Source organism: Thiothrix unzii, assembly GCF_017901175.1.
Classification (GTDB): Bacteria; Pseudomonadota; Gammaproteobacteria; order Thiotrichales; family Thiotrichaceae; genus Thiothrix; species Thiothrix unzii.
The window spans coordinates 2,396,746-2,421,327 of record NZ_CP072793.1; the positions used below are offsets into that span (position 1 = coordinate 2,396,746).

The following is a 24,582-nucleotide window of genomic DNA, read 5'->3' on the forward strand; positions in this document are numbered from 1 at the left end:
TAACACTTGCCTTGGAGTATAGACGAAATATGACAAGTGTTAGCTTTGATACGCAGGTAATGTGTACGTAGTTGGCAACCCAAAATGCTCAGGATAATCCACATAAACAAAATACAAACCCGCAGCGGGCGCGGTCATACCAGCGAGAGTACGATCACGTTGCGCCAACAACGTTGCAATCCACGTTACCGGACGCTCTGCCGCCCCTACTTTCAACAAGGAACCCACAATATTTCTCACCATGTGGTGCAAAAAAGCATTCGCAACAATATCCACGTGGATAAAATCCTGCTCACGCGACACCCGTACTTCCATGATTTCACGCACCGCATGACGTGCCTGACACCCAGCCGCACGAAAACTCGAAAAATCGTATTCACCGATTAATGCCTGCGCTGCCTGATGCATCGCGTCAGCATCCAGCGGCGCGTATTGCCAATACACTCGGCCTTGCAAAATCGCAGGGCGAGCCGCCCGATTCAAAATAATGTAACGATACCGCCGGAAACGTGCTGAAAACCGCGCGTGAAAATCGTCGCTTACCGGCTGAATCCAACGCATCGCAATCGCATCCGGCAAGTGCGCATTCGTTCCAAACAACCAACCACGCTCAGGGCGCGAGGCCGTGGTTTCAAAATGAATCACTTGCCCCACACCGTGCACACCGCTATCGGTACGCCCTGCACACACCACGCTAATCGGTTCCGCCGCTACCTGCGACAAGGCTTGTTCCACGTGTGCCTGTACCGTTGAGCCGTGGCTCAAACGCTGCCAACCGTAAAACGGAGTTCCATCGTATTCAATACACGCTGCAAATTTCATGGGTATGGGTTCGTTTAATACATAAAAAAGGCCGGATAGACCGGCCTTTATAACGGGAAAGCGATAAATCCTCAACCCGTCTGATGCAACAGTACTTCCGCCTCGCGACGTTGATCGTCATTGCCTTCGACCATGACTTCTTCCAGCGTACTACGCGCACCTTCAATATCGCCCATATCCAGATAGGCACGTGCCAAATCCAGTTTGGTACTGATATGCGCCTCGTGCAAGTCGATTTCATCATCCGGGAAATCAAGGAATGACAACGCATCGTCAATATCACCCAACCAATCTTCATCCGCCCCCGCAGCATCGGCAGCCGCTGGTGCGTAGAACGTATCTTTTGGCAAAATACGGTTCAGGCTGGAATTATCCAGATGCAAGTTCAGATTAGTTGCCGATGCCGCAAGCGCAGGCTGTGCTGCTGGCGTATTAACGACGTTAGCCACAGGCGCAGTCGGCTCATCCAAACCATCGGTGAGGAAATCCAACAAATTGTCGTTATCAACTGGAGTATTCGGCTGTTCCGACACGCTTGGCGCAACATTACCCATATCCATATCGAACGGCTGATCGAAGTCCAAATCCAAATCAGGCAGGCTTAAATCATCATGATCAGGCTGTAACGCTGCCACTTCCGCCGCTGTTGGCATGACCGCAACCGCTTGCGGTGCAGCAGGACGCTCATCACCTTGCAGCAATTTATCAAGATCAATGTCATCAAAGTCCAGCTCACCCAGATCCAGATCACCTAAGTCATCCGGCTCCATCATTGACAAAGGTTCTGGCTCAACCACAGCTTGCGGTGCAAGCGTAGACTTAACCTCAAGCGCGTGACGATCATCCAATAACAAATCGTCGTCAAGGTTTAAATTATCGGCGATGGAATTGTGGCTATTCGTTTCCGCAAAAGCTGCTGAAGCCACCGCTGCTGCGGCTGCCGCACCCACGGCTCCCACAGCGGCTGCACCACCACTGAAATGGCTGGCGTTTTGATACAGCACATTATCCGGGCTAATTTTACGACCCCATTCGACAATGCCTTTCCACAAGGTATCTTTGTTACGCCCTTCCAAAGCCACAAACTGCTCGGCTTGACGATCAAATGCCTCGCGGTTATTCGCCACGAAATAGCATTCCAACAACTTATGGCGGTATTCCAAACGCTCAGGATTGCGTTCAATGCCTTTTTTCAACTCGCTTTCAGCTTGCTGATACAGGCCATAAGCAATATAAACATTGGCCTCGGTCAGCAAGTCATCTTCTTCATGCGACTCAGCAGGTTGTGCCTCATGATTACTAGCGTAAACGCTTTGTGTATCGGTTTTCGCCGGGGTAAGCGCATCACCCCAAGGGCTGCCTTCATCCATGCCAAACACATCAGAATCCGTGTTTGCCGCGAAACGATTACCGGACAAATCCGCATTTGATGCGTTATTCGTATTGCCCATCAGGCTGAAATCATCGTCCAACACATGATCGACTGGCGGATCCATACCCGCTTTCAAGGTGGTTTTCTTATTACGTTTACCACCCGTGCTGCCGTCATCGGTCGTGTTAGCTTTACGTCGCCGTCCCAACAACCACAGCAACAGCAACAAGGCCAATGCACCCGCGCCCAATTGCAGTGCCAGTGGTGACGTTAACAGCCCCATCAAACCTTCATCGTCTTGCTGATCAGCAAATGCCGGAGGTGGTGTAACCTCAGCATTCATCGGCGGCGGCTCAACCGGAATGACGTCTGGTGGTGTAATAGAAGCTGCTGGCGGCGTTAATGGCGGCGGAGTCAACGGTGCTGGTGTTGTTACCGGCGGTTGTACATTCGCTGCATCATTAGGTTGCGGTGCGGCATCCGCTGGTGGCGTTACTACCGCTGGTGGTGTTGCCGGTTGCTGCGGGTCTGCTGGTGGCGGTGTAACGTTTGCCGCAGGTTGCTCACCGCGCAATACTGCGTCGCCATCTTTACCGGCAACGTTCGCAAGGTGTGCTTGCAAATCCTTACCTTGATCGGCTTCATTCGGCGCAGGTGCTGGCGTAGTCGGCGAAACTGCTGCATTGTTGTTGTCGCTAGGCGCACCAGCATCCGCTAACGGATTGGTTTTAATGCCGTTATCTGACAATTGTTTTTGCAAACTGGCTAACTGTTCGTTGCGCAAGTCAATCAAACGATTTTTCTTGTTCAACATTGACTCTAAATCACCTACCCGTGATTTAAGTTCTTCATTTTCTTTTTGGCGAGTTGATAAAGACTCACGCGCTAACGAGAGCTGTTGCTCCATTTCGCTGAGCTTAGCGTTACCCGCAGCGACGGCGGCATCGCTAGGCGCACCCTTGCCGTCTTTCGCGCCCAATACCTCTAAACGTGCCTGATCAGACTTGTTATTGGCTTGTGCTGGCTCTGCGGCTTTATTCGGCTGCTGATTGGTTTTAGACGGCTTGCCATTGTCAGCAACGTTAGTAGCGTTTTGAGGAACCGTGGATTTTGCCAACGTTTGACGGAACTCACGCCATTCGGCATTTTGTTGGCGAATCTGACGACGCGCCTCTGCCCGCGAGGTTTTACCCACATCAGCAGAAGACGGTGCTTTCAAAGCCACGCCAGAGCGCAAATTATTGATGTTACGGTTAATGAACGCACCAGGATTAGCGCGGAACAACGCCACCATCATCTGTTCGTTGCTCACACCCGGTTGCTGCAAGCGCGAAGCAACGCGGAACAAGGTATCACCGGGCTTGACCCGATAAGTACGATTGCCCGGATTAGCCAGAGCAGCCTGGCGTGGCTGTGCAGGTGCTGCTGCGGTGGCTGCCGCTGGTTGTGACTGCTGCTGACGACGTACTGTGCCCGCCGCTTTAGGCTCGGCACGCACACTGGCTTCCCCGCCAGCAACCGTATTACCCGGTTGCAACATGACAGGCGGATCCAACATCACGGTATATTCTTTAAGCAACTGCCCCTGAGGCCAACTGACTTCCAGTAAGAAATTGACGAACGGTTCCTGCATTGGTGAATCAGAAGTCACCAAAATAACCGGTTTACCGCCTTGAACAGTCGGGGTAAAGCTCAGATTAGCTAAAAAATCAGGACGCGCGACACCGACTCGATTGAATACATCGGGCGAAGCGAGACGCACTTGGATTTTACTAGCATCAGCGGGAGCAGCGGCCAATAATTCAATCTTAGCGCGGAGTGGCTGATTCAGGTGAGAACTGGACTCAATGTCCCCCAAACCTAAAGCGTGGGAGGCCGCAGGATAAGCTCCAGCGATAAATACAGCTAAGCTCAATGCCTGTTTATTCACTGCAATTCCCCTTGTATCGGTACGATAGTGGTATCCCCGTTTCACCCTGTCTGATCATGTCTTATAAGCCCTTGTTATTCTGGATGAACAGCGATTCTGTTTATTCTTTGTTGAAGATGGAACTATATATCAGTACGTTATGGCACGCAATCTTGCACCCAGCTCAGCCCCGGACATTGCACAAAAGTACTTCATATCTGGGGCGTATTGTCGTTAACAACGAATTAATTCCCGCTTAACCAGCATCTTGCCAGTAATTAAGGACTAAAATTTCAGCAATTTGCACAGCATTTAATGCAGCACTACGGCGCACATTATCGGCAACCACCCAAAAGTTTAGACCCGTCGGATGCGAAATATCAGCGCGAATACGTCCAACATAAATTGAATCGCTATGTACCGCCTCAGTCACAGGGGTGGGCACATCGCCGAATTTCACGCCATCCATTACCGTTATTGCACTGCTTTGGCGAAGCATCGCTGTTGCTTGTGCCGTGGTTAATGGCTGTGCTAATTCGACATTCACTACCTCAGAATGCCCGAAAAACACCGGCACACGCACAGTGGTCGGATTAACGGGCATATCCGGTGTATCGAGTATCTTGCGCACTTCCCAAACCATTTTCATTTCTTCTTGCGTGTAACCGTTATCGAGGAACTCCCCGATTTGTGGCAACAAGTTAAAAGCAATCTGTTTGGGATAAACGACAGACTCTACAGGTCTCGCATTTAGCAATTGAGCCGTTTGTCGTGCCAACTCATCAACACCTTCCCGACCAACGCCGGAAACGGCCTGATAAGTGGCAATATTTAGGCGCGTAACCGTCGCCGCATCATGCAATGGCTTTAACGCAATCAGCAATTGGGTCACACCACTACCGGGGTTGGCAATGATGCGCCGCTGGGTGTAACCAGCAATCGCTTGCGGGTTAACTTCCGGCACAACCAACGGCACATCCGCGTCATAACGAAACGCGGTACTGTCATCAATCACCACGCAACCTGCCGCTACCGCTTGCGGCACGTATTGCAAGGCTAATGCTTCAGAGGTTGCGAAGAAAACCAACTCAACCTGTGAAAAATCAAAGCCTTTCAGCTCTTCAACATCTAAGCCACTATTGCCAAAATCGACATCATGCTCACCGTCGGTTTCGTATTCCAGCGCGTAAACCTTGGCATACGGAAACTTGCGCTTTCCCAACAAGTCGAGAATAGCTTCACCGACCAGCGAGCCTGCGCCGACAACGGCGATGTTATAAGTCTTAGCCATGATTACCCTTGTAAAGCTGCAACAACCGCGTCGCCCATTTCCGCAGTACCCACCTTGCGGTCGCCCTCGGTATAAATGTCGCCGGTGCGCACGCCTGATGCCAGCACTGTTTTCACTGCCGCTTCGATGCGCTCAGCCAGTTCTGGACGATTGAGGCTGTAACGCAGCAACATTGCCACGGACAGAATGGTTGCCAACGGGTTGGCAATGCCTTTGCCTGCGATGTCAGGTGCTGAACCGTGGATCGGTTCGTACAAGCCGCACGCAGAAGAATTCAGGGAAGCAGAAGGCAACATGCCGATAGAGCCGGTCAGCATTGCCGCCGCGTCAGACAGCACGTCACCGAACAGGTTGCTGGTCACAATCACGTCGAATTGCTTGGGCGCACGTACCAATTGCATCGCGGCGTTATCGACGTACATGTGGCTGAGTTCGACTTCGGGATATTCCTTGCCGACTTTCTCGACGATTTCGCGCCACAGTTCGCACACTTCCAGCACGTTGGCTTTGTCGACGGAACACAGGCGTTTGTTGCGCTTCATCGCGGTTTCAAAGCCGACGCGGGCAATGCGCTCGATTTCGGATTCGGTGTACGTCGCGGAGTTGAAGCCTTGGCGTTCACCATTTTCCAGCACGCGGATGCCACGCGGTTGACCGAAGTAGATGCCGCCGGTCAGTTCACGCACGATCATAATGTCCAAACCTGCCACCACTTCCGGTTTCAGGGTGGAAGCGGATGCCAATTCTTCGTACAGAATCGCGGGACGCAGGTTGGCAAACAAACCGAGATCAGCGCGGATAGCCAGTAAACCACGTTCGGGGCGCAATGGACGATCCAGCGCGTCGTATTGAGGGCCACCGACTGCACCGAGCAAAATCGCATCGGCTTTTTGTGCCAACGCACGGGTGGAATCAGGGTACGGTTGCCCTTCTTTGTCGTAAGCGATACCGCCGATATTGGCGTATTCCATCTCTACCGACAGATTGCCTTCAGCGGTAAAAACGTTGAGGACTTTAACCGCTTCTGCCACGATTTCCGGGCCAATGCCGTCACCGGGCAATACTAAAATTTTGTGTGTCATAACAACCTAACCCAAATAAATCAAAATCTTAAAATAACCAAGGTGCTGTTTGCTTACGCTTTGCTTCATACGCCCGAATGTCATCAGCATGTTGCAACGTCAGCCCAATATCATCCAAACCGTTCAGCAAACAATACTTGCGGAAGTCGTCAATGCTGAACGCGAACGCTGCGCCACTCGGCGTGACCACTTGCTGCTCTTCCAGATTCACAGTGAGCTGATAGCCTTCGGTGGCTTGCGCCTCAACGAACAACTGATCAATCACTTCAGCAGGCAAGGTCAACGGCAGCAAGCCATTCTTAAAGCTGTTGTTGAAGAAAATATCCGCATAACTCGGCGCAATCACTGCCCGAATACCGTAATCCGTCAACGCCCACACCGCGTGTTCTCGTGACGATCCGCAGCCGAAATTTTCACGCGCCAGCAATACAGAAGCTCCCGCAAAACGCGGCGCATTCAGCACGAAATCGGGATTCGGGGTGCGTTTGCTGTGATCCATGCCCGGTTCGCCCGGTTCAAGGTAACGCCAGTCGTCAAACAGCGTGGGGCCAAAACCGGTGCGCTGGATGGATTTCAAATATTGCTTGGGGATAATCGCATCGGTATCGACGTTAGAACGATCCAGCGGGATAACCAAGCCGGTGTGTACAGTAAATTTTTCCATTAGAGCGTCCTCACATCCGCGAAATGTCCGGTGACCGCTGCCGCCGCTGCCATTGCGGGGCTGACCAGATGGGTGCGTCCGCCCTGCCCTTGCCGCCCTTCAAAATTGCGGTTGGAGGTGGAGGCGCAACGTTCGCCCGGTTCGAGGCGGTCGGCATTCATCGCCAAACACATGGAACAACCCGGCGCACGCCATTCAAAACCGGCTTCGATGAAGATTTTGTCCAAGCCTTCGCTTTCGGCTTGTTGTTTGACCAAGCCAGAGCCGGGAACGACCATTGCCAGTTTTACATTCGCGGCGACTTTGCGGCCTTTGGCGATTTCCGCCGCAGCACGTAAATCTTCGATGCGCGAATTGGTGCATGAACCGATGAATACTTTGTCGATTTGCACGTCGGTAATCGGCATATTCGCTTCTAAGCCCATGTATTTGAGCGCGGCACGGATGCCACTGGCTTTGACGGGATCGGCTTCGTTCGCGGGATCTGGCGTTTTGCCATCGACAGGCAACACCATTTCGGGGGATGTTCCCCATGTTACTTGCGGTTGAATACTCGCAGCATCCAGGCGAATCACCCGGTCAAACACCGCGTCAGCATCGGAATGCAGGTCTTGCCATGCAGCTACCGCTGCTTCCCAATCTTCAGCTTGTGGCGAGTACGGACGGCCTTTGACGTAATTGATGGTGGTGTCATCGACCGCGATCATGCCTGCGCGTGCGCCGCCTTCGATAGCCATATTGCACACGGTCATGCGCCCTTCCATCGACAAATCATGAATCGCTTCGCCGCCGAATTCGATGGCGTAACCTGTGCCGCCCGCTGTGCCGATTTCACCAATGATCGCCAGCACGATGTCTTTGGCGGTCACGCCTGCACCGACTTTGCCATCCACGCTGATTAGCATGTTTTTCATCTTTTTCTGGATGAGGCATTGGGTTGCCATGACGTGTTCGACTTCGGATGTGCCGATACCGTGCGCCAGTGCGCCGAATGCGCCGTGCGTAGATGTATGGGAATCGCCGCAAACCACGGTCATACCGGGCAAGGTAGCACCCTGCTCAGGGCCGATGACGTGCACGATGCCTTGGCGGATGTCGCCAATGTTGAATTCGGTAATGCCAAACGTGCGGCAATTCGCATCCAATGTTTCGACTTGCAGACGCGCTACCGGGTCAGTAATACCGTGTTCCAGCCCGATGGTCGGCACATTATGATCGGGGACTGCCACCATTGAATTGACGCGCCAAGGTTGGCGGTTAGCCAGACGCAGCCCTTCAAAGGCTTGCGGTGAGGTGACTTCGTGAACCAAGTGCCGGTCGATGTAGAGTAGAGCCGTGCCGTCGGCTTCTTGCCGCACCACATGCGCATCCCAGACCTTATCGTAGAGCGTTTTGCCTGCCATAAATCCCCAAAACTGCCGTTGGAAAAGGGCTACATACTACACTTTTTTGCTATGCATCATCCACAAAAAAAGGCCAGCACGTGGCTGGCCTTTTGTTTGGTTGTGTTCCCTTCGACTACGCTCAGGGGACGTGGACGCGGTTAATCTTCCCGACGACGGCGGAAGAACGCCACAGTTGCCAGCAACATACTCATGATCGCCAAGCCCCACTCGCTGACGGTTGGGATTTGGACGTGTGGTACAAAGCCACAGTCAACACTGCGGTTGGTATTCGCGTCAGTATCGCCATCATCGGTTGGTTCCGCACCTGCTTTGAGGGTAAACAAAGCTGTCGAGCCGTCCGCCGCGCAGTTGCTGTCGTCATTAAATGGCTTGTCGTCAACGTCACCCGCATTTTTAGTAACGATATTATACAAGCTCGGCGGGATAGCTACGATGCGGTAATCGCCTTCCGTCAATTTATCAAAGAAGTAGCTACCATCCGGTTTTGTCACCTGCGTGGCTACCAGCTTACCGTCTTTATCCAGTAACTTAACAGTCACGCCACCCAAACCCGGATCGCCCGGATCTTGCTTACCGTTACCGTCAAGGTCAACCCACATTTTGTCACCTACACCGACCGTTTCCGGTGCAGCAGGTGGCGGCAGAACACCAAAGTCCAGCGTGAGATTAGAACGGTTATCGGCTGTACCCTTACCATCATCACCCGGATTACCGCTGGCAGTATCGGCTTCAGCAGTTGGCTCACCTGCGCCCAAGGTAATTACTTTGGTGTTACAAATGCCGTATTGCAGGTCGTCGTCACCATTGTCGTTTTTATCCACATCCTCGTTCGGATCAAGCTCGTTACCACCGGTACTAGCGGTATAATTTGCCAGCAAACCAGTAGCCGCGAAGTTACCAGAAGCAATACATACGCGGTAATCCCCTGCTTCCAAATTGTCGAATACATAGAAGCCATTGACGGTAGTGAGACTAGCAATGTTTTGCGGTGGCTCAGCGGTATTCCACAATTCCATACGCACGCCGTCGACTACGGGTTTTTCACCAGCATCCATTTGACCGTTGTTGGCGTTGGCTGCTGTGCCGTTACCGTCGTCAATCCAGACTTTGTTGCCGAGACTGTGTTTGACTACCGGAGTCGGGGTTGGGTACATGCCGCAGTCAATCGTCAAATTGCCGTTAGCACCATCGCCGTCAACTTCCGGTTCCTGTCCCGCCATCAGGCTGAACGGTGCAGTACCGCCTAAATCCGCCTCACAATTGCTGTCGGTATTCGAGGCATTCGCATCGACATCACCGCCGGATTTTGTCAGGGTGTAACCTTCGGCTTGTACCTTAATGATGTATTCGCCTTCTGGCAAACCAGTGAACAAATACTTGCCATCCTCATCTGTGGTTTGTGACGGAACAGCCATATCACCGTCGATCACCACAGGCGAACCGTCTTTATTCAGCAGCGTAACTTCCGCGCCTTTCAACGGTAACTCTTCAGGGTCTTGCAGCCCGTCTTTATCGGTGTCAATCCAGATGTAATCACCGATGTTAACGGTTTTCTTCGGTGGTGGCACAACCCCGAAGTCAATCGAGAGGTTGGAGCTATTATCGGGCGTAGATTTGCCGTCATCACCATCATTGTTATCAGTAAAGCCAAATTCTTTTAGCGGTTCCTGATCATTCAGTTCGGTCAGATTAGCGCAAATATCGCCCGTTACATCATCATCACCGTTGTCATCACCGTCGATGCCACGATTATCGTCACCACCGATGTCAGGATTTTCTTTTTGGTTCGCACCGGTACTGGGTAAGTAACCTGCCAACTTGCCAGCAGCCGCGAAGTTTTCTGCCAAGAGGCACACTTGGTAACTGCCTGCGTCCAAACCGCTGAAGAGATAACGACCAGATGCATCGGTTTCAGTTTCATCGACTATTGTGCCGCCGTCATCTTTCAGGATGAGTTTGATGCCGAGAGCTACGCCGACTTCACCCGTATTTGCATCGCCGCTGTTGTTGGTGTCGATCCAGACGCGGTTGCCGATGCTGTAAGTAGGTGCGACTGTTGGAGCCAAACCGCAGTCTTGGGTCGGATCGTTGTCGGCGTTCGTGTCGCCATCGTCAATTTCAGCACCGGCAGCAAGGATGATGCCGCTGATTTTGCCATCAGCGACGGCACAGTTGCTGTCAACTTTGGTATCAGTACCGTCCATAGGCTTGGTGAAGTCATAACCCGTGGGTTTGCTGACAACAATCTGGTATTCGCCAGCAGGAAGGTTGTCGAATTGGTAGAAACCGTCAACATCGGTAGGTTGTGCAACCACCGTTACGTCGTTCAGGTCTTTAACGGGGTTGCCGTTCTTATCGGTTAAGGTGACGATAACACCCGCAATGCCCTTTTCACCAGCATCTTGAATACCATCTTTATCGGTATCTTCCCAAATGTAGTTGCCGACACTGACAGGTGTTGGAGGCACGACTTGTTTAACCAAACCGCAGTCCTGGGTCGGGTCGTTGTTGGCGTTATCGTCACCATCGTTGATTTCAGCACCAACAGTGAGGGCGATGCCGCTGATCTTGCCATCAGTAACAGCACAATTGCTGTCAATTTTGGTGTCAGTACCTTCGTTCACCTTGGTGAAGTCGTAGCCTGCGGGTTTGGTGACTTCGATGAGGTAGTCACCTTCAGGCAGGTTGACGAACTGGTAGTTGCCGTTAACGTCAGTTTTTTGTGGGAGAACGTCTGCGTCGTTGATGTCTTTCGCAGTGCTGCCATCAGCTTTTTTGAGAGTAACAGTTACGTCTGCCAGTGGCTTATCGGTTGCGCCGCCTTGTTTACCGTCGCCATCAACATCTTCCCAGATGGTGTCACCAACACTGACGGTCGGTGTAGGCAGTTTAACTAAACCGCAGTCTTGGGTTGGGTCGTTGTTGGCGTTGTCATCGCCGTCGTTGATTTCAGCACCAACACCCAGCGCGAACGCTGCGGTTTTGCCATCAGTGACGGCACAGTTGCTGTCAATTTTACCGTCAGCACCTTCGTTGGCTTTGGTGAAGTCATAACCAGCAGGCTTGGTGACTTCGATCAGGTAGTCACCTTCAGGCAGGTTGACGAACTGATAGTTGCCGTTAACGTCGGTTTTTTGTGGGAGAACGGCTGCGTCGTTGATGTCTTTGGCGATAGTACCATCAGCTTTTTTGAGGGTAACAGTTACGTCTGCCAGTGGCTTATCGGTTGCGCCGCCTTGTTTACCGTCGCCATCAACGTCTTCCCAGATGGTGTCACCAACACTGACGGTCGGTGTGGGCAGTTTAACTAAACCGCAGTCTTGGGTTGGGTCGTTGTTGGCGTTGTCGTCACCGTCGTTGATTTCCTCACCAACACCCAGCGCGAACGGTGCGGTTTTGCCATCGGTGACCGCGCAATTGCTGTCAATTTTGGTGTCAGTACCTTCGTTCACCTTGGTGAAGTCGTGGCCTGCGGGTTTGGTGACTTCGATGAGGTAGTCACCTTCAGGCAGGTTGACGAACTGGTAGTTGCCGTTAACGTCAGTTTTTTGTGGGAGAACGTCTGCGTCGTTGATGTCTTTCGCAGTGCTGCCATCAGCTTTTTTGAGAGTAACAGTTACGTCTGCCAGTGGCTTATCGGTTGCGCCGCCTTGTTTACCGTCGCCATCAACATCTTCCCAGATGGTGTCACCAACACTGACGGTCGGTGTAGGCAGTTTAACTAAACCGCAGTCTTGGGTTGGGTCGTTGTTGGCGTTGTCATCGCCGTCGTTGATTTCAGCACCAACACCCAGCGCGAACGCTGCGGTTTTGCCATCAGTGACGGCACAGTTGCTGTCAATTTTACCGTCAGCACCTTCGTTGGCTTTGGTGAAGTCATAACCAGCAGGCTTGGTGACTTCGATCAGGTAGTCACCTTCAGGCAGGTTGACGAACTGATAGTTGCCGTTAACGTCGGTTTTTTGTGGGAGAACGGCTGCGTCGTTGATGTCTTTGGCGATAGTACCATCAGCTTTTTTGAGGGTAACAGTTACGTCTGCCAGTGGCTTATCGGTTGCGCCGCCTTGTTTACCGTCGCCATCAACGTCTTCCCAGATGGTGTCACCAACACTGACGGTCGGCGGTGGGGGAAGTGTAACACCAAAATCTACAGTCAAATTCGAGCGATTATCCGGTGTACCCTGACCATCATCACCGTCAGTTATACCAGTAAAGCCAAGCTCATCCTCTGGCTCATTATCACCCAACGCTATCGCACTAGCGCAAATAATACCACCGACATTATCTTCGCCGTTATCAAGACCATCCACGATGTTGTTTGGATCAGCAGTCTGCTTCGCGCCATCGCTGGGTAAATAGCCCTCCAGTTTACCACCAGCCGCGAAGTTTTCTGCAAGGATACATACTTGGTAATTACCTGCTGCCAAACCACTAAACAGGTAACGACCATCCGCATCGGTTTCAGTCGGGCTGCCTACTTGCGTACCTGCACCGTTTTTCAGAATAAGTTTAACGCCAGCACCCGCACCAACCTCGCCAGTGGTGGCATCACCACTATTGTCTGTGTCAATCCACACGCGGTTGCCGATGCTGTAAGTAGGAGTCGCCTCAATCGTCACCGGAGCGCAGGATTCGTCATTTTCCAGTGTTTTAGGAATGGCGTTAAACCCCGCCAATAACTCTGCCTCGGTTTTATTACTCGGCGTAGAGTTAACGTCTTGTTCATTAGCTTTGCTCACTTGAGCGCAGTTGGTAACAACGTCTGCTGCCCACGTTTGATTCATCGCGGACAAGACACCGACCGCACAAAAGGTCAGCAATAGAGGTTTCATACCTGTCATTTTTTTCATTATGGTGGATCTCTTATTTTTTAGTTATTGCACCACGCCAACGCGCTCAACGCCGACAATGCTTTAATCGGCTTAACCCTACCACAGGTCATGATAGGGCTGTATTAATTCCCGAAGAACGGTTTGTTAATTTATAACAGCGATAATTTTCAGGCTTTTTTGTTGGCCTGCCGCTAAATCGCCCACCACCCAAACACCCGTGGCATGGGTGTATTGGCCTGCTGGTTCATCGTCACTGATGTAGCTCAGACCCGTCGGCAGCAAGTCGGTAATGCTGACTGCTGTTGCCACCGCATCACCTTTGTTGGCGGCGACAATGGTGTATTCCACGGTGTCATTGCTAACTACGCGGGTTTTATCCACGTTTTTGGTAACTTCCACGTCGGCGGCAGCGTGCGCGAAACCAGCCCCGCATAAGAGCAGCACACCCATGCATCCAATGATGCCTTGACGGTATTGTTTCATTGAGGGGTTGCTCCTGTGGCTAAAGCATTACGAATGCTGTGCATGATTTCACGGCGTTTGCTGCCGGTTTTTGCGGCGCGGTAATCCAGTTGTAAATGCCAGATCATTGCGCCACCAAGCTGCATTTTTTTCACGTATTGGATTTTCTCTGCCACAGCACGTGGATCATTAAACGATACGAATTGATCATCCGCATCATTTTCCGCATCAATGCTGAGGTAGCCCATTTTCGCCACATCATCCCAACGGTATTGGCTTTGCTGATAGCGGTTATCCATCAATTGCGCATAACTTTCCAGCGGAGTTCCGGTTGTCCATTCCTGCGGTACGCTCGTCCATGTTTGAAACGGTGCGGTTGCGCCCCCGGTAGCTGTGCCACTACCGCCTTTCCAGATGCGGATTTCAAAACTCATCCCTAAGCCCAATTTATCGCGGGGCACGCCCGCATCCAGCAATTGCTTGATGTAACCGTCCACCGATGACACTTTACCGCCGGTACTGGGGTAAGTTTTACCGCCGTCATACAAGGCCGCGTCATGCCAAGTAATGGCTTCGTTATGGGTTGCCATGTTGTAAAACATGATATTGATCTGATCAATTTTGGTGTGTAAATGCGATAGCACGGTCTTGGCGCGGTAATCCGCAGCGACTGCCAATAACGGTGGACGCTGCAACAATGCCGAGGTCTTTTGCTGCATAGCCGTGTGCAACGCATTGATAAACAGCTCGTAATCCGCATTAGCGGTTTGCCCCCACGAGACAATCGGCTCAAGGTCAATATCCAAACCGTCGTAACCCTCATCCAAACGCGCCAAAAGACTATCAATCAAAGCTTGACGCTTGAGCGGATCTGCTAATACGGGCTTGTGGATATTTTCCCACGCCACCACGCTGAACAATATCGGACGGTTTTTACTGTGCGCCAACGCTATCGCTTTTTGACGTTTGGTCGCGCCGATGCTGTTACCTGTATCCGTTAATGTTCCTGTACTGGGGTTAATTTCCGAAGCAAAGTGCACCACGTGAGTGAGCATTTCCCAATCGGCATCATCCATGTAAGCGGCATTACCCGCTCCGTCTTGGGTATAACCGGGCAAATAACCCGTTACCCAGGGCGCAGCAGCAATAGCAGGGCTTGCCCACGTTAACCAGCATAACCCGGCAAGGGCGCACGCTTTCATCCAAGGTGTTTTCATTAGTCAGCCCTCACCGTGATTTTTAATTTAACCGGAACGCCATTGGCAACTTTGCCAACCAGCCAGATACCGCTGGTTGCGTCGTAACTGCCGCGTTCGGCTTGGCTGCTCACGTAACTTAATCCCGCTGGCAGCAGATCTTTCACCTGTACATCATTGGCATCATCCGGGCCTTTATTCGTCAAAGTCAGGGTGTAAACCAAGGTGTCACCACGCTTGATAGTATTCACACTGGCGGTTTTGACCAATTCCAAGTCGATTTGAGGCGGGGTCGCGCAGTTCGCACCCAAAGATACACCGTCTTCATCATTGCCCGGATTTTGATCTGTACCGGTTAAGGCAGATACCTTGGCTTTATTGGTCACAGTTGCACACGTTGGCGGTGGTGCGGAACACGGTGCGGGTGGCGTCAATGCGACATTATTCAACTGACAGGCGGCTTTATTACTATCCGTCAGCGTGGCATTCACCGCACCACCACTGATTAGAAAGTTACCGTAAGTACCCGCTTCCACCCCATAAGGCACGTCTTGCACCGCCAATGTACCCGCCTGAATATCGTAGGTGGGGGCAACAAACGTGCCGGAGGTGTTGATGCGGAAACCAAACGTATCATCCGCCGTACTGCTCGTACCGTTGCTGTAGCATTGTGTTGTTACCGTCGGCGCATTGATCGTGCAATTCCCTTCCAATGGATTCAACACACTGACCGACACCGAACTATCACCAACAATCGTGACCGAAGCAGGAGTAATCACCGCCGTGCCATAGCTGTAACCTGCTGGCGGTGCTGGCTGCGTTGGTTCTGTCACAGTACAGGTTGTACCGTGGGGAATATTGCTGATGGTTTTGTTTTCAGCCGCTTTAATTAGCACATCCTGATCAAAGCTGTTATCTGAACAGTCTACGTGCAAGGTGTAATCAGGGCTGGTAAATCCAGCGGGCTGCCCACTTACCGATTTACCCAACTGCAAACTACCCTGCTTTAGGGTTAATGGATTAGTCACCGTCACCGCAACGGTTGTGCCCGTACTAATAGTCTGCTCACCACTGGGCGTAATAACAGGCGTGCCATAATCATAACCTGCGGGTGCGGCTGGCACGGTTGGCTCTGTCACAGTACACGTCGTGCCAGTCGGAATACTGTTAATGGTTGCAGTAGCACCATCAGCAACCGTCAATGTCTGGTCGAAACTATCCACGGAACAATCCACCACCACCGAAAAATCAGGGCTGGTGAAACTGGCGGGCTTACCCGTTACCGCTTTCGTGACACTCAATGAACCCGTCGGCGCGGCGGTAACACTCAACGGTGTTGACCCTGAACACGTTTGCCCCGCGACCGTGGTACTAGCTGTTACCGTTGCATTTCCGGTTGCACTGGGTGTGCCAGATACCACACCCGTTCCCGCATTAACGTTCATTCCTGTGGGTAATCCGGCAGTGCTCCATGTATAAGTGTATGGCCCTCCGCTACTGGCATTCGCTGACGGACTCGCATTGTAAGCCACACCCACCGTGCCATTCGGTAACGGATTCGGGGTGACGGTAATCGTCGGGCAACTCACCGAATTAAGTGGGTTTGTTACCACTATTTCTGTTGTCGTATTCGCCACAATCGTCTGCGCACCACTCGGCGCAATCGCAGGTGTGCCGTATTCGTAGCCTGCGGGTGCGGTTGGTAATGGCGTAGTTTCCGTCACACTACACGTCGTACCCGCAGGAATCCCGGTAATGTCGCGTGTTGCACCATGCGCTAACGTAAAGTTTTGATCGAAAGTGTTATTCGAGCAATCTACCGCTATATTGAAATCAGGGCTGGTAAATCCTGCCGGAGGATTCGTCACCGTTTTGCGCACCCGTAACGTACCTGTCGGCGAACAACTACCCGTATCGCTCACCGTCGCCGTGCGTGTACAACTGCTACTAGTCGCGTCTGTCGCGGTCAGGGTGTAAACCGTACCATTGCCTGCCGAACCATTTTGTAACCGAAAATTCGTTGCTGCTCCATAACTACCAGAAGTTGGGGTCAGTACCCCACTGTTATTGGCCGATAAGTTGTAGGTCGCGGCAACGCCTGTTCCTGATAAATTCAAGCTAAAGGTACGGTAATCATCGGCGGCTGTTCCGGCTGTTCCATTGTTATTACAAGCAGATGTGACTGTGAAACTATTGATGGAACAAGCCGCTTGCAAAGGATTCGTAACGGTAACAGCTACCGTTGTCGCATTCCCTACCGTAACGGATGCCGGGCTATAAACCGGTGTACCGTAAGTGTAACCTGCTGGCGCACCTGAGGGTGCTGCCTCACTGACCGTACAGGAAGTCCCTTGCGGAATGAAATCTGAAGTGTAGGTTTGATTGTGCCGAAGTACGAACGTCTTATCGTATAACGTGCCTGTACAATCTAACGTAATGGTGAAGTTTCTCGTACTATCCGTACCCCCAGTCACCTGTTTGGTGACACTAACCCTGCCTGATGGCTGGGTAACGCCCATCCATACACGGTAGCCAATACTCAAGTAACGCCGACTAGCATCCAAGCTCTGACGTACTGTCTTATGTGAGTCAGACAGATTGCTAAATGCCGATGCACCACGCAGAATGGTTGTTGCTGTATCACCGGGATTCAGGGTGGTTTCGTGCCGGTTTCCCCCAAAGTCATAAATTCCCCAAGGATTGCCAGTTTCCTGACCGACTTGAGCATAAAGCCCACCTTCACCATGCCCAAACACCCCCGTTAATGCACCACCAACAGAACCATTACTGGAACTATAATGCATCCCACTGTTTGGATCAGAAACTGCCAATGGAGGAGTAGAACTTCCTAACGGATAATTATTGTAAGTATTGGTAGTCCCTGTTCTTCGGTACATGGCTTTGTAAAGCTCATCTTCCAAAGGTAAGCGCGGCCCCGGATAAGCACCATTGAAAGAGGCAATTGGCCAGTTACCTTTTGGCCCGCCATTATTAGTAAATGTAAAGGCCCCAGAGTCAATGCTACCCGTTGCCATCCAGTTCAGATAACGTGCAACGTTATTTAGCGATCGCCAATCAACAGGAAGCTTTGCTGCATCCGATGCGCTGAGGCTCATACCATTTTGGTTAAACGACGTTACTTGCCAACTACCACCTGAATAGGCAAAAGGCGAATAACACCAAGGGTTATCACAATCTGAATGATTAGGATCCATCGGCCCTAAACCTAGGTCATTAGACCCTGTCACACCGATGTCATTCAAAAAATCAACCCAGTCTTGCACCGTAATCTGAGTCGCGCTCACCATATAGGAGTAAGACACCCCACCATACCCCGTCGAATCATCAGCATTACCCGGATTATCGACCACCACAAAATTATTGGCATATGAAGGTGTTGGAACACCCGATGGCGGCGTATACGAAGCAGCATTCCCATCGCGGACTGCCGTCAATACCGAACCCAAAAATAGCAATAAAAAGCCTATTTTTATTACGCGTCTGAATTCAAACTCTAATTGTTTTAACAAAGCGATTACCCCTCTAATAACGCCGCCACTATTTTTATTAATCGACTGTCACATCAATCGTCAACGTCACCACATCATCTTTTGCTAACGCCCCGACAGTCCAGCCCCCTGTATTCTTGTCATACGCACCCTTAAGTGTCGCATGAGTACTATACGTAACCCCGGCTGGCAACTGATCCGTTACCTCCACACCCGTCGCTGCTCCCGGCCCTTTGTTAGTCAGCGTAATGGTGTAACGCACGGTATCACCTGATACGACATTCGGCTTATCTGCTACTTTGGTGATTTCCAAATCGACATTCTGTGCGGCGACTGGCTGCAACGTGTTAGTAACGGTAACGATTTTCGGATTATTTTCTTCAATCGTCACCGTTTGCCCCGGTGCGTATTGCGCCGCGCTGTAGGTAAATCCTGTTGGAGCCGTTGGTGTAACTTCGGTCACTGTACACTGTGTTCCCACAGGCATGGCATCGGATTCATAGGTTTCATTGTGTTTAACAAGGATGCCATTTTTGTCGAAATTATTATCCGTACAATCCAGATTGAAGCTGAATGATTGCGTATCTGTGCCGTTTGCCACCACTTTTTTGATATGTAACACCCCAGAAGGTGCGGAAACCCCCATCCACACCCGATAACCGATACTCACATAGCGGTTGCCTGCCGCTAAAGTATCGCGAAAATCATACTTTGATGCAGACACCGCTCCAAATGCCGCTGCGCCACGTAAAATGGTCGTGGTGGGTGCACTAGGCTCTAAGGTGGTTTCATGGCGATTGCCCGCCGTATCACGCACTTCCCACGGGTTGCCAGTTTCTTGCCCCACTTGTGCATAGTGCTTAGTGCCACCATAACCCGGAATCAATGCGCCACCCGCATTACTGTTATGAATACCACTGGCATCAATTCCAGCCAATACTGGCGTACCATCTCCCTGTACGTTATTAGTGGGATAATCGTTATACGCTTGCTTTGCCTTATCCCAGAACATAGCCTTATATAACTCGTCTTCCAACGGCAAACGTGGCCCAGGATAGTTCGCATCAAAACTGGTAATGGTCGCGTTGCCAGAGGTCGTGTCACTGAAGGTAAAAGCCCCTTGGTTAATATTCCCGGTCGCCAACCAGTTCATGTAGCGAGCCACCATATTCAAAGACAACCAATCAATCGGTAATTTCGCCGCTTCTGCCGCTGACATCGCCATACCATCTTCGTTAAACGGTGTCACACTCCAAGTACCGCCACTGTGGGTGTACGCCGCAAAACAGAAGTCATTGCCGCAACTTGCCCCAATCGGTCCAAACCCCATCGAATTACCCGGGTCAACAGCATTCAGGAACGCCACCCAGTCGCCCACGGTAATTTGCGTCTGACTGACGCGGTACTTATACCCCACACCACCATAGTTACCTACACGGTTATCATCAGGATTACCTGCATCATCAATCACCACAAAACTATCGGCAAATGACGGTTTTGGCACACCAGCAGGCAAGGTCATAGAATCAAGTGCATACGCGGACGAACTGCCCACAAACAGCATTGCCGCACACACACCGATAGCGAAGGATGAGCGTTGCAACGCCTGTGATTGGTTGATCGTTTTCATTAGCAGCCCCTATTTCATCAGATACTTTGTAAATTTTTATGCCATTTTTATGATTTCATTAGAGAAATCTATTGGCTATTAGCATGGTAGCATTTTACTCAACACAGCCCAACCGAAACCAGAAGAACGGTAATTCCTCCTGCAAACGTTGCAGAATGCGCCACTTGCACGTTATCTTGCATCCCCATAACAACGACATTTTGAAAGAGGAGGATGCCCCATGTTGCAAGCTATACGCACTTACGGGTTGATGGTTTTTATTGCTGCCTTACTGATTAGTTCCCTCCTCCAAGTATGGACGGGGAAACCTGTGGCTATTTTATTAGTCACCCTAGCTTTTGCCGTATTCAGTGCGGTGAACTATCAGCGCGCGTCCTGCACACAAGCCGATTGGCAGACAGTGCGTCGCCCCCCTGATTTGTGGCTCACGATCTTAGGTAAAGGGGTATTCTGGGGCATTACGCTAACCTTGCTTATGCTGCAAGAACAAATCTGGCCTTGGCTGGGTTTTGTGTTCTTTTTTGTCTTCATCAGTTGGCGGATGGCGGCACTGCCACAAACGCACATTGAAACAGGGCTGATTCCTGTCGGCGCGTTAGGTGTCATGGGCAGTGTTCTCGCCTTGGGACTGCCGCTTTCTACTACGGTATACGTTGGCATCATGAGCTTGTTAGGTGCTATGGGTGCTTTATTCATTATGCCGTTGCAAGCCCTGTTGACTTACCTCGCCACCCCGGAGCATCAAACCAAAGCCAGCCGCATTGATGTGCTGACCCAAACCCTGATCATGTTGCTGTTTACCAGTAGCTGCGCATTATTGCTGTGGTTAGGGCTAGACACGCCTGTATTACTGACGGCGTTAAGTTTAGTCACCGTGATGGGCACGTTGTATACCATTTACCAAATGCCGCAATCGTTGCTGCGCTATGTGTTTAGTCGCCTATTTCATGCGCGTTACCGCTTGAAAGTCTTGGGGTTTGAACACCTGCCTGCATCCGGCGGGGTGTTATTGCTGGGCAATCACATCAGTTTCATTGACTGGGCATTGGTGCAAATGGCAAGCCCGCGCCAACTGCATTTCGTGATCGAAAAAGGCTATTACGAACGTTGGTATTTAAAAGGTTTCCTCAACTGGTTCGGTGTCATTCCCATCAGCAGCGGGGCAAGTGCGGATTCGCTGGAAAAAGTCACGGAAATGCTCAAAGCGGGCGAGGTGGTGTGTTTATTCCCCGAAGGCACGATTAGCCGCACCGGACAGTTGTCCGAATTCAAACGCGGTTATGAGAAAGCGGTGAAAGGCACGGGCGCGGTGATTGTGCCGTTTTACCTGCACGGTTTGTGGGGCAGCCGCTTTTCGCGTTCCAGCGGCTTTTTGCGCGAAAATCGCCAGTCGGGTTTCAAGCGTGACATTGTGGTGTCGTTTGGCAAAGCCTTGCCGGAAACCATTCCTGCGCATGAATTGAAACAGAAGGTGTTTGATTTGTCGTTTGCGTCGTGGGAAGCGTATTCGCACCTGATCGACCCGATTCCGGTTAACTGGCTGCGGGCGGCAAAACGCATGAGTTTCCGTATGGCGGCGGCGGATGTGATCGGCGAACCGTTGAGCCATCACCGTTTTATGACGGCGGTGTTTCGCTTTGCGGTGCTGATTAAAAAGCTTAGCCCGGAACAAAATATCGGCTTGCTATTACCCACCAGCTCGGGTGGGGCGATTGCGAATATGGCGGTGCTGACGCTGGGTAAAACCATTGTGAATCTGAATTTTACCGCCAGCAGCGAATCGATCCATAGCGCGGCGCAGCAGGCGGGCTTGCAACGGGTTTACACCTCCAAACGTTTTCTGGATAAGCTGAAAGAACGTGGAATTGATATTCCGGCGATATTGCCCGACACCCCGTTAACGTTTTTGGAAGATTTGAAAGCGGAAATCCCCAAACACCAATTGCTGACGACGCTGTTGATGGTGATGTTATTGCCAACCCGCGTGTTGCAGTGGCTGTACATTCCGAAAATTGATTTGGATACGACGGCGGCGATTCTGTTTTCCAGCGGTAGCGAAGGTGCGCCCAAGGGCATTGAGCTTTCCCATCGCAATCTGGCGGTAAATGCGCGGCAGGTGGCAGATGCGTTGAATACGCTGGATAACGATGTGATCATGGGGACATTGCCGACGTTCCACGCTTTTGGTTTGCTGGCGAGTACCCTGATGCCGTTGTCGGAAGGCATTCCGATTGTGTGCCACCCCGACCCGACCGATGCGGTGAATATCGCCAAAGGTGTGGCGCGTTATGAGGCAACCTTACTGTTTGGGACGGGGACGTTTTTGCGTTTGTATGCGAAAAATTCGCGCGTGCATCCACTAATGTTCCAATCCTTACGCTACGTGGTGGCAGGGGCGGAAAAGCTTGCGCCGGAAGTCCGCCGCCTGTTCCTCGACCGTTTCGGCAAGAAATTGCTGGAAGGTTATGGCGCAACCGAAACCTCACCCGTTGCCAGCGTGAATTTGCCGGATCAACTCGATACGCGCTATTGGAAAGTACAGGCGGCTAATCGCGAAGGCACTGTGGGTTTGCCATTGCCGGGGACGAGTTTCCGCATTGTTGACCCGAATACGCTGGAAACTTTGCCGACGGGTGCGGATGGCTTAATCCTGATCGGTGGCCCGCAAGTCATGAAAGGTTATTTGAATGCGCCGGAAAAAACCGCGCAAGCGATTGCCGAACTCGACGGGCAACGCTGGTACAAAACTGGCGACAAGGGGCATGTGGATGAAGACGGCTTCCTGACCATTGTTGACCGCTATTCACGCTTTGCCAAACTCGGCGGGGAAATGGTGAGCTTGACTGCCGTTGAACAGCAAGTGCGGCAAATTTTGGGCGATGCGGAACTGGAATTGGTCGCGGTCAATTTGCCCGATGATAAGAAGGGCGAAAAGATCGTGTTACTGATGGCGGGCGCGTATGACGAAGCGGCGGTGAAACGTAAGCTATTAGAAGGCGGGATGAATTCATTGGCGATTCCATCAACGATTCGCAGTCTGGCGGAGATTCCGAAGTTGGGGAGTGGCAAGACGGACTTTGGATCAGCGCGGAAGGTAGCGGAGAATTTATAGGCGATAATCCCCATGTTCTTCGTGAATCTTTAACGGTTTGTACGGCAATGCCAGTTGTTGGCATTGCACCGTTTCAAACTCAGGGTCTTTATGCACCAGTGTCGCGCCTTGCAGCAACGCACTGACGGCAATCCACGCATCTGCCAGTGAAACCCGACAGGTGGCTTTCAATTCCGCCGCCTTTTCCAGCAATTCCGGCGACTCACGAACCCATTCGATAGGCAGAGATTTGCACTGCTCATACGCCAGTCGCCCAGCCTGCTCCCCCTCATTCTTCCAAACACGATAGAGAATTTCCATCTGGCTCATGAAACAGGCAAACACTTTCGCCTGCCCATATTGGCATTGTTGAAGAATGTCAGCGACGGTATTTGCCCCCTCTTCATCATCACGCAAGGTCAGAAGTGCGGAAGTATCCAGCAAGTAACGTTTCATTCGCGCTCCCGGTCAAAAGCACGATCTGCCAACAATTGGGCGGTAGAGCCTTTACGCTTGCTGCTGCCCCGGAAAGCGTCAATAGGATTTTCCTGTACCGGAATGACACGGATGGTATTGTTCTCAATCACCCATTCCAGACGATCCGCAGCGGAAAGGTGGAAGAAACGCCGGACTTCGGCGGGGATGACTGTTTGACCACGGGAAGTGATGGTGCTGCGCATAGCGGCACTCCTTGAATTACTTAATTACAAAAATGGTAATTCACTCGACGTGGTGATGCAAGTATTGATGTTGGGCTTCTTCACTACGACTTTGTAAGACGGTTTGTATTTCTGCAACGACAAGTTCAAGGTTATTCAGGACAAGCTGATTACTGAATCGAATGACACGCAACTCAAGTGCTTCGAGTTGCTGGGTTCTTTCCCGGTCATAAACAAGCTGGTTACATTCACTGTGATGCTTGCCGTCCAGTTCAATCACGAGATTGGCAGCGGCACAGTAGAAATCGACGATGAAACCAGCGATGGGTTTTTGGCGGTAGAACTGGACACCACAAAACTGTTTGCGACGCAGTTTTGACCACAGTAACTTTTCAGCTTCGGTTTGATTCTTGCGTAGATCGCGGGCGGGATCACGCAGATGTTGATGGTATTCAAGCATGGTTTTTGGTTATGGATTTTAACACCTCCAGCTTACTTGCTTCTTTGTGAAGCGTGTCAGGAAACCGATGAGCTGTGAAGAAAATCCCCCTCAATCCCCCTTTTTCAAAGGGGGAGGCCGAAAAACACTCGGTAGAATCAATCAGGTAAAACATCTTACCCCCCTCCTTTGCAAAAGGAGGGGCTGGGGGAGGATTT

16 protein-coding genes are annotated in these 24,582 nt (G+C 51.5%); 1 reads left to right on the plus strand and 15 read right to left on the minus strand.

What is annotated here, in order from left to right:
* Positions 1-39: 39 nt before the first annotated feature.
* From truA to J9260_RS12015, 11 genes are all read right to left on the minus strand, one after another.
* Positions 40-822 carry a tRNA pseudouridine(38-40) synthase TruA gene (truA, locus tag J9260_RS11965; RefSeq protein ID WP_210217985.1) on the minus strand — a complete coding sequence of 261 codons (783 nt, stop codon included), beginning with the start codon at positions 820-822 and terminating at the stop codon, positions 40-42.
* A 71-nt stretch (positions 823-893) separates the two neighbouring features.
* Positions 894-4,124 carry a FimV/HubP family polar landmark protein gene (locus J9260_RS11970; RefSeq protein WP_210217986.1) on the minus strand — a complete coding sequence of 1,077 codons (3,231 nt, stop codon included), beginning with the start codon at positions 4,122-4,124 and terminating at the stop codon, positions 894-896.
* Between the two features lie 235 nt (positions 4,125-4,359).
* Positions 4,360-5,394, minus strand: a complete 1,035-nt coding sequence (locus tag J9260_RS11975) for an aspartate-semialdehyde dehydrogenase (protein ID WP_210217987.1) — start codon at positions 5,392-5,394, stop codon at positions 4,360-4,362.
* Positions 5,395-5,396: 2 nt separating this feature from the next.
* Complete coding sequence (gene leuB / locus J9260_RS11980; RefSeq protein ID WP_210217988.1) at positions 5,397-6,476, minus strand: 3-isopropylmalate dehydrogenase; 1,080 nt, start codon at positions 6,474-6,476, stop codon at positions 5,397-5,399.
* Between the two features lie 28 nt (positions 6,477-6,504).
* Complete coding sequence (gene leuD, locus J9260_RS11985) at positions 6,505-7,140, minus strand: 3-isopropylmalate dehydratase small subunit (protein ID WP_210217989.1); 636 nt, start codon at positions 7,138-7,140, stop codon at positions 6,505-6,507.
* A complete protein-coding gene (gene leuC / locus J9260_RS11990; protein WP_210217990.1) occupies positions 7,140-8,543 on the minus strand; it encodes a 3-isopropylmalate dehydratase large subunit in 1,404 nt (467 codons plus the stop codon). Before leuC ends, leuD begins: the two co-directional genes overlap by 1 nt.
* A gap of 140 nt (positions 8,544-8,683) precedes the next feature.
* The gene (locus J9260_RS11995) at positions 8,684-13,396 is read right to left on the minus strand and encodes an IPTL-CTERM sorting domain-containing protein (protein WP_210217991.1); all 4,713 of its coding nucleotides are present in this window, start codon (positions 13,394-13,396) and stop codon (positions 8,684-8,686) included.
* A 126-nt stretch (positions 13,397-13,522) separates the two neighbouring features.
* Positions 13,523-13,861 carry a DUF11 domain-containing protein gene (locus J9260_RS12000; protein ID WP_210217992.1) on the minus strand — a complete coding sequence of 113 codons (339 nt, stop codon included), beginning with the start codon at positions 13,859-13,861 and terminating at the stop codon, positions 13,523-13,525.
* Positions 13,858-15,057 (minus strand): glycoside hydrolase family 18 protein, encoded by a 1,200-nt coding sequence (locus J9260_RS12005; RefSeq protein ID WP_210217993.1) that lies wholly within the window; start codon positions 15,055-15,057, stop codon positions 13,858-13,860. Before J9260_RS12005 ends, J9260_RS12000 begins: the two co-directional genes overlap by 4 nt.
* Positions 15,057-18,512 carry a DUF5979 domain-containing protein gene (locus J9260_RS12010; protein WP_210217994.1) on the minus strand — a complete coding sequence of 1,152 codons (3,456 nt, stop codon included), beginning with the start codon at positions 18,510-18,512 and terminating at the stop codon, positions 15,057-15,059. Before J9260_RS12010 ends, J9260_RS12005 begins: the two co-directional genes overlap by 1 nt.
* 91 nt (positions 18,513-18,603) lie before the next feature.
* Positions 18,604-20,175 carry a DUF5979 domain-containing protein gene (locus J9260_RS12015; protein ID WP_210217995.1) on the minus strand — a complete coding sequence of 524 codons (1,572 nt, stop codon included), beginning with the start codon at positions 20,173-20,175 and terminating at the stop codon, positions 18,604-18,606.
* Positions 20,176-20,395: 220 nt separating this feature from the next.
* Here J9260_RS12015 and J9260_RS12020 point away from each other — a divergent pair, with 220 nt between their 5' ends.
* The gene (locus tag J9260_RS12020; protein WP_210217996.1) at positions 20,396-23,287 is read left to right on the plus strand and encodes an AMP-binding protein; all 2,892 of its coding nucleotides are present in this window, start codon (positions 20,396-20,398) and stop codon (positions 23,285-23,287) included.
* Here J9260_RS12020 and J9260_RS12025 read toward each other — a convergent pair.
* Genes J9260_RS12025 through J9260_RS12040 form a run of 4 tightly spaced genes read right to left on the minus strand, consistent with a single transcriptional unit; the run spans position 23,282 to position 24,539 of the window.
* Entirely contained in the window at positions 23,282-23,722 is a 441-nt protein-coding gene (locus J9260_RS12025) for a PIN domain-containing protein (protein WP_210217997.1), read from the minus strand. The genes J9260_RS12020 and J9260_RS12025 overlap by 6 nt on opposite strands.
* Entirely contained in the window at positions 23,719-23,946 is a 228-nt protein-coding gene (locus J9260_RS12030) for an AbrB/MazE/SpoVT family DNA-binding domain-containing protein (protein WP_210217998.1), read from the minus strand. Before J9260_RS12030 ends, J9260_RS12025 begins: the two co-directional genes overlap by 4 nt.
* Before the next feature lie 40 nt (positions 23,947-23,986).
* Positions 23,987-24,385, minus strand: a complete 399-nt coding sequence (locus J9260_RS12035) for an endonuclease domain-containing protein (RefSeq protein ID WP_210217999.1) — start codon at positions 24,383-24,385, stop codon at positions 23,987-23,989.
* The gene (locus J9260_RS12040; protein ID WP_210218000.1) at positions 24,378-24,539 is read right to left on the minus strand and encodes a hypothetical protein; all 162 of its coding nucleotides are present in this window, start codon (positions 24,537-24,539) and stop codon (positions 24,378-24,380) included. Before J9260_RS12040 ends, J9260_RS12035 begins: the two co-directional genes overlap by 8 nt.
* Positions 24,540-24,582: the final 43 nt, after the last annotated feature.

Coding starts and splice junctions, on each gene's coding strand:
- leuC (WP_210217990.1), bottom strand. CDS start 8,543: ATGGCAGGCAAAACGCTCTACGATAAGGTCTGGGATGCGCATGTGGTG.
- J9260_RS12015 (WP_210217995.1), bottom strand. CDS start 20,175: ATGAAAACGATCAACCAATCACAGGCGTTGCAACGCTCATCCTTCGCT.
- leuD (WP_210217989.1), bottom strand. CDS start 7,140: ATGGAAAAATTTACTGTACACACCGGCTTGGTTATCCCGCTGGATCGT.
- leuB (WP_210217988.1), bottom strand. CDS start 6,476: ATGACACACAAAATTTTAGTATTGCCCGGTGACGGCATTGGCCCGGAA.
- J9260_RS12035 (WP_210217999.1), bottom strand. CDS start 24,385: ATGCTTGAATACCATCAACATCTGCGTGATCCCGCCCGCGATCTACGC.
- J9260_RS12030 (WP_210217998.1), bottom strand. CDS start 23,946: ATGCGCAGCACCATCACTTCCCGTGGTCAAACAGTCATCCCCGCCGAA.
- J9260_RS11995 (WP_210217991.1), bottom strand. CDS start 13,396: ATGAAAAAAATGACAGGTATGAAACCTCTATTGCTGACCTTTTGTGCG.
- truA (WP_210217985.1), bottom strand. CDS start 822: ATGAAATTTGCAGCGTGTATTGAATACGATGGAACTCCGTTTTACGGT.
- J9260_RS12040 (WP_210218000.1), bottom strand. CDS start 24,539: ATGTTTTACCTGATTGATTCTACCGAGTGTTTTTCGGCCTCCCCCTTT.
- J9260_RS12025 (WP_210217997.1), bottom strand. CDS start 23,722: ATGAAACGTTACTTGCTGGATACTTCCGCACTTCTGACCTTGCGTGAT.
- J9260_RS11975 (WP_210217987.1), bottom strand. CDS start 5,394: ATGGCTAAGACTTATAACATCGCCGTTGTCGGCGCAGGCTCGCTGGTC.
- J9260_RS12005 (WP_210217993.1), bottom strand. CDS start 15,057: ATGAAAACACCTTGGATGAAAGCGTGCGCCCTTGCCGGGTTATGCTGG.
- J9260_RS12020 (WP_210217996.1), top strand. CDS start 20,396: ATGTTGCAAGCTATACGCACTTACGGGTTGATGGTTTTTATTGCTGCC.
- J9260_RS12000 (WP_210217992.1), bottom strand. CDS start 13,861: ATGAAACAATACCGTCAAGGCATCATTGGATGCATGGGTGTGCTGCTC.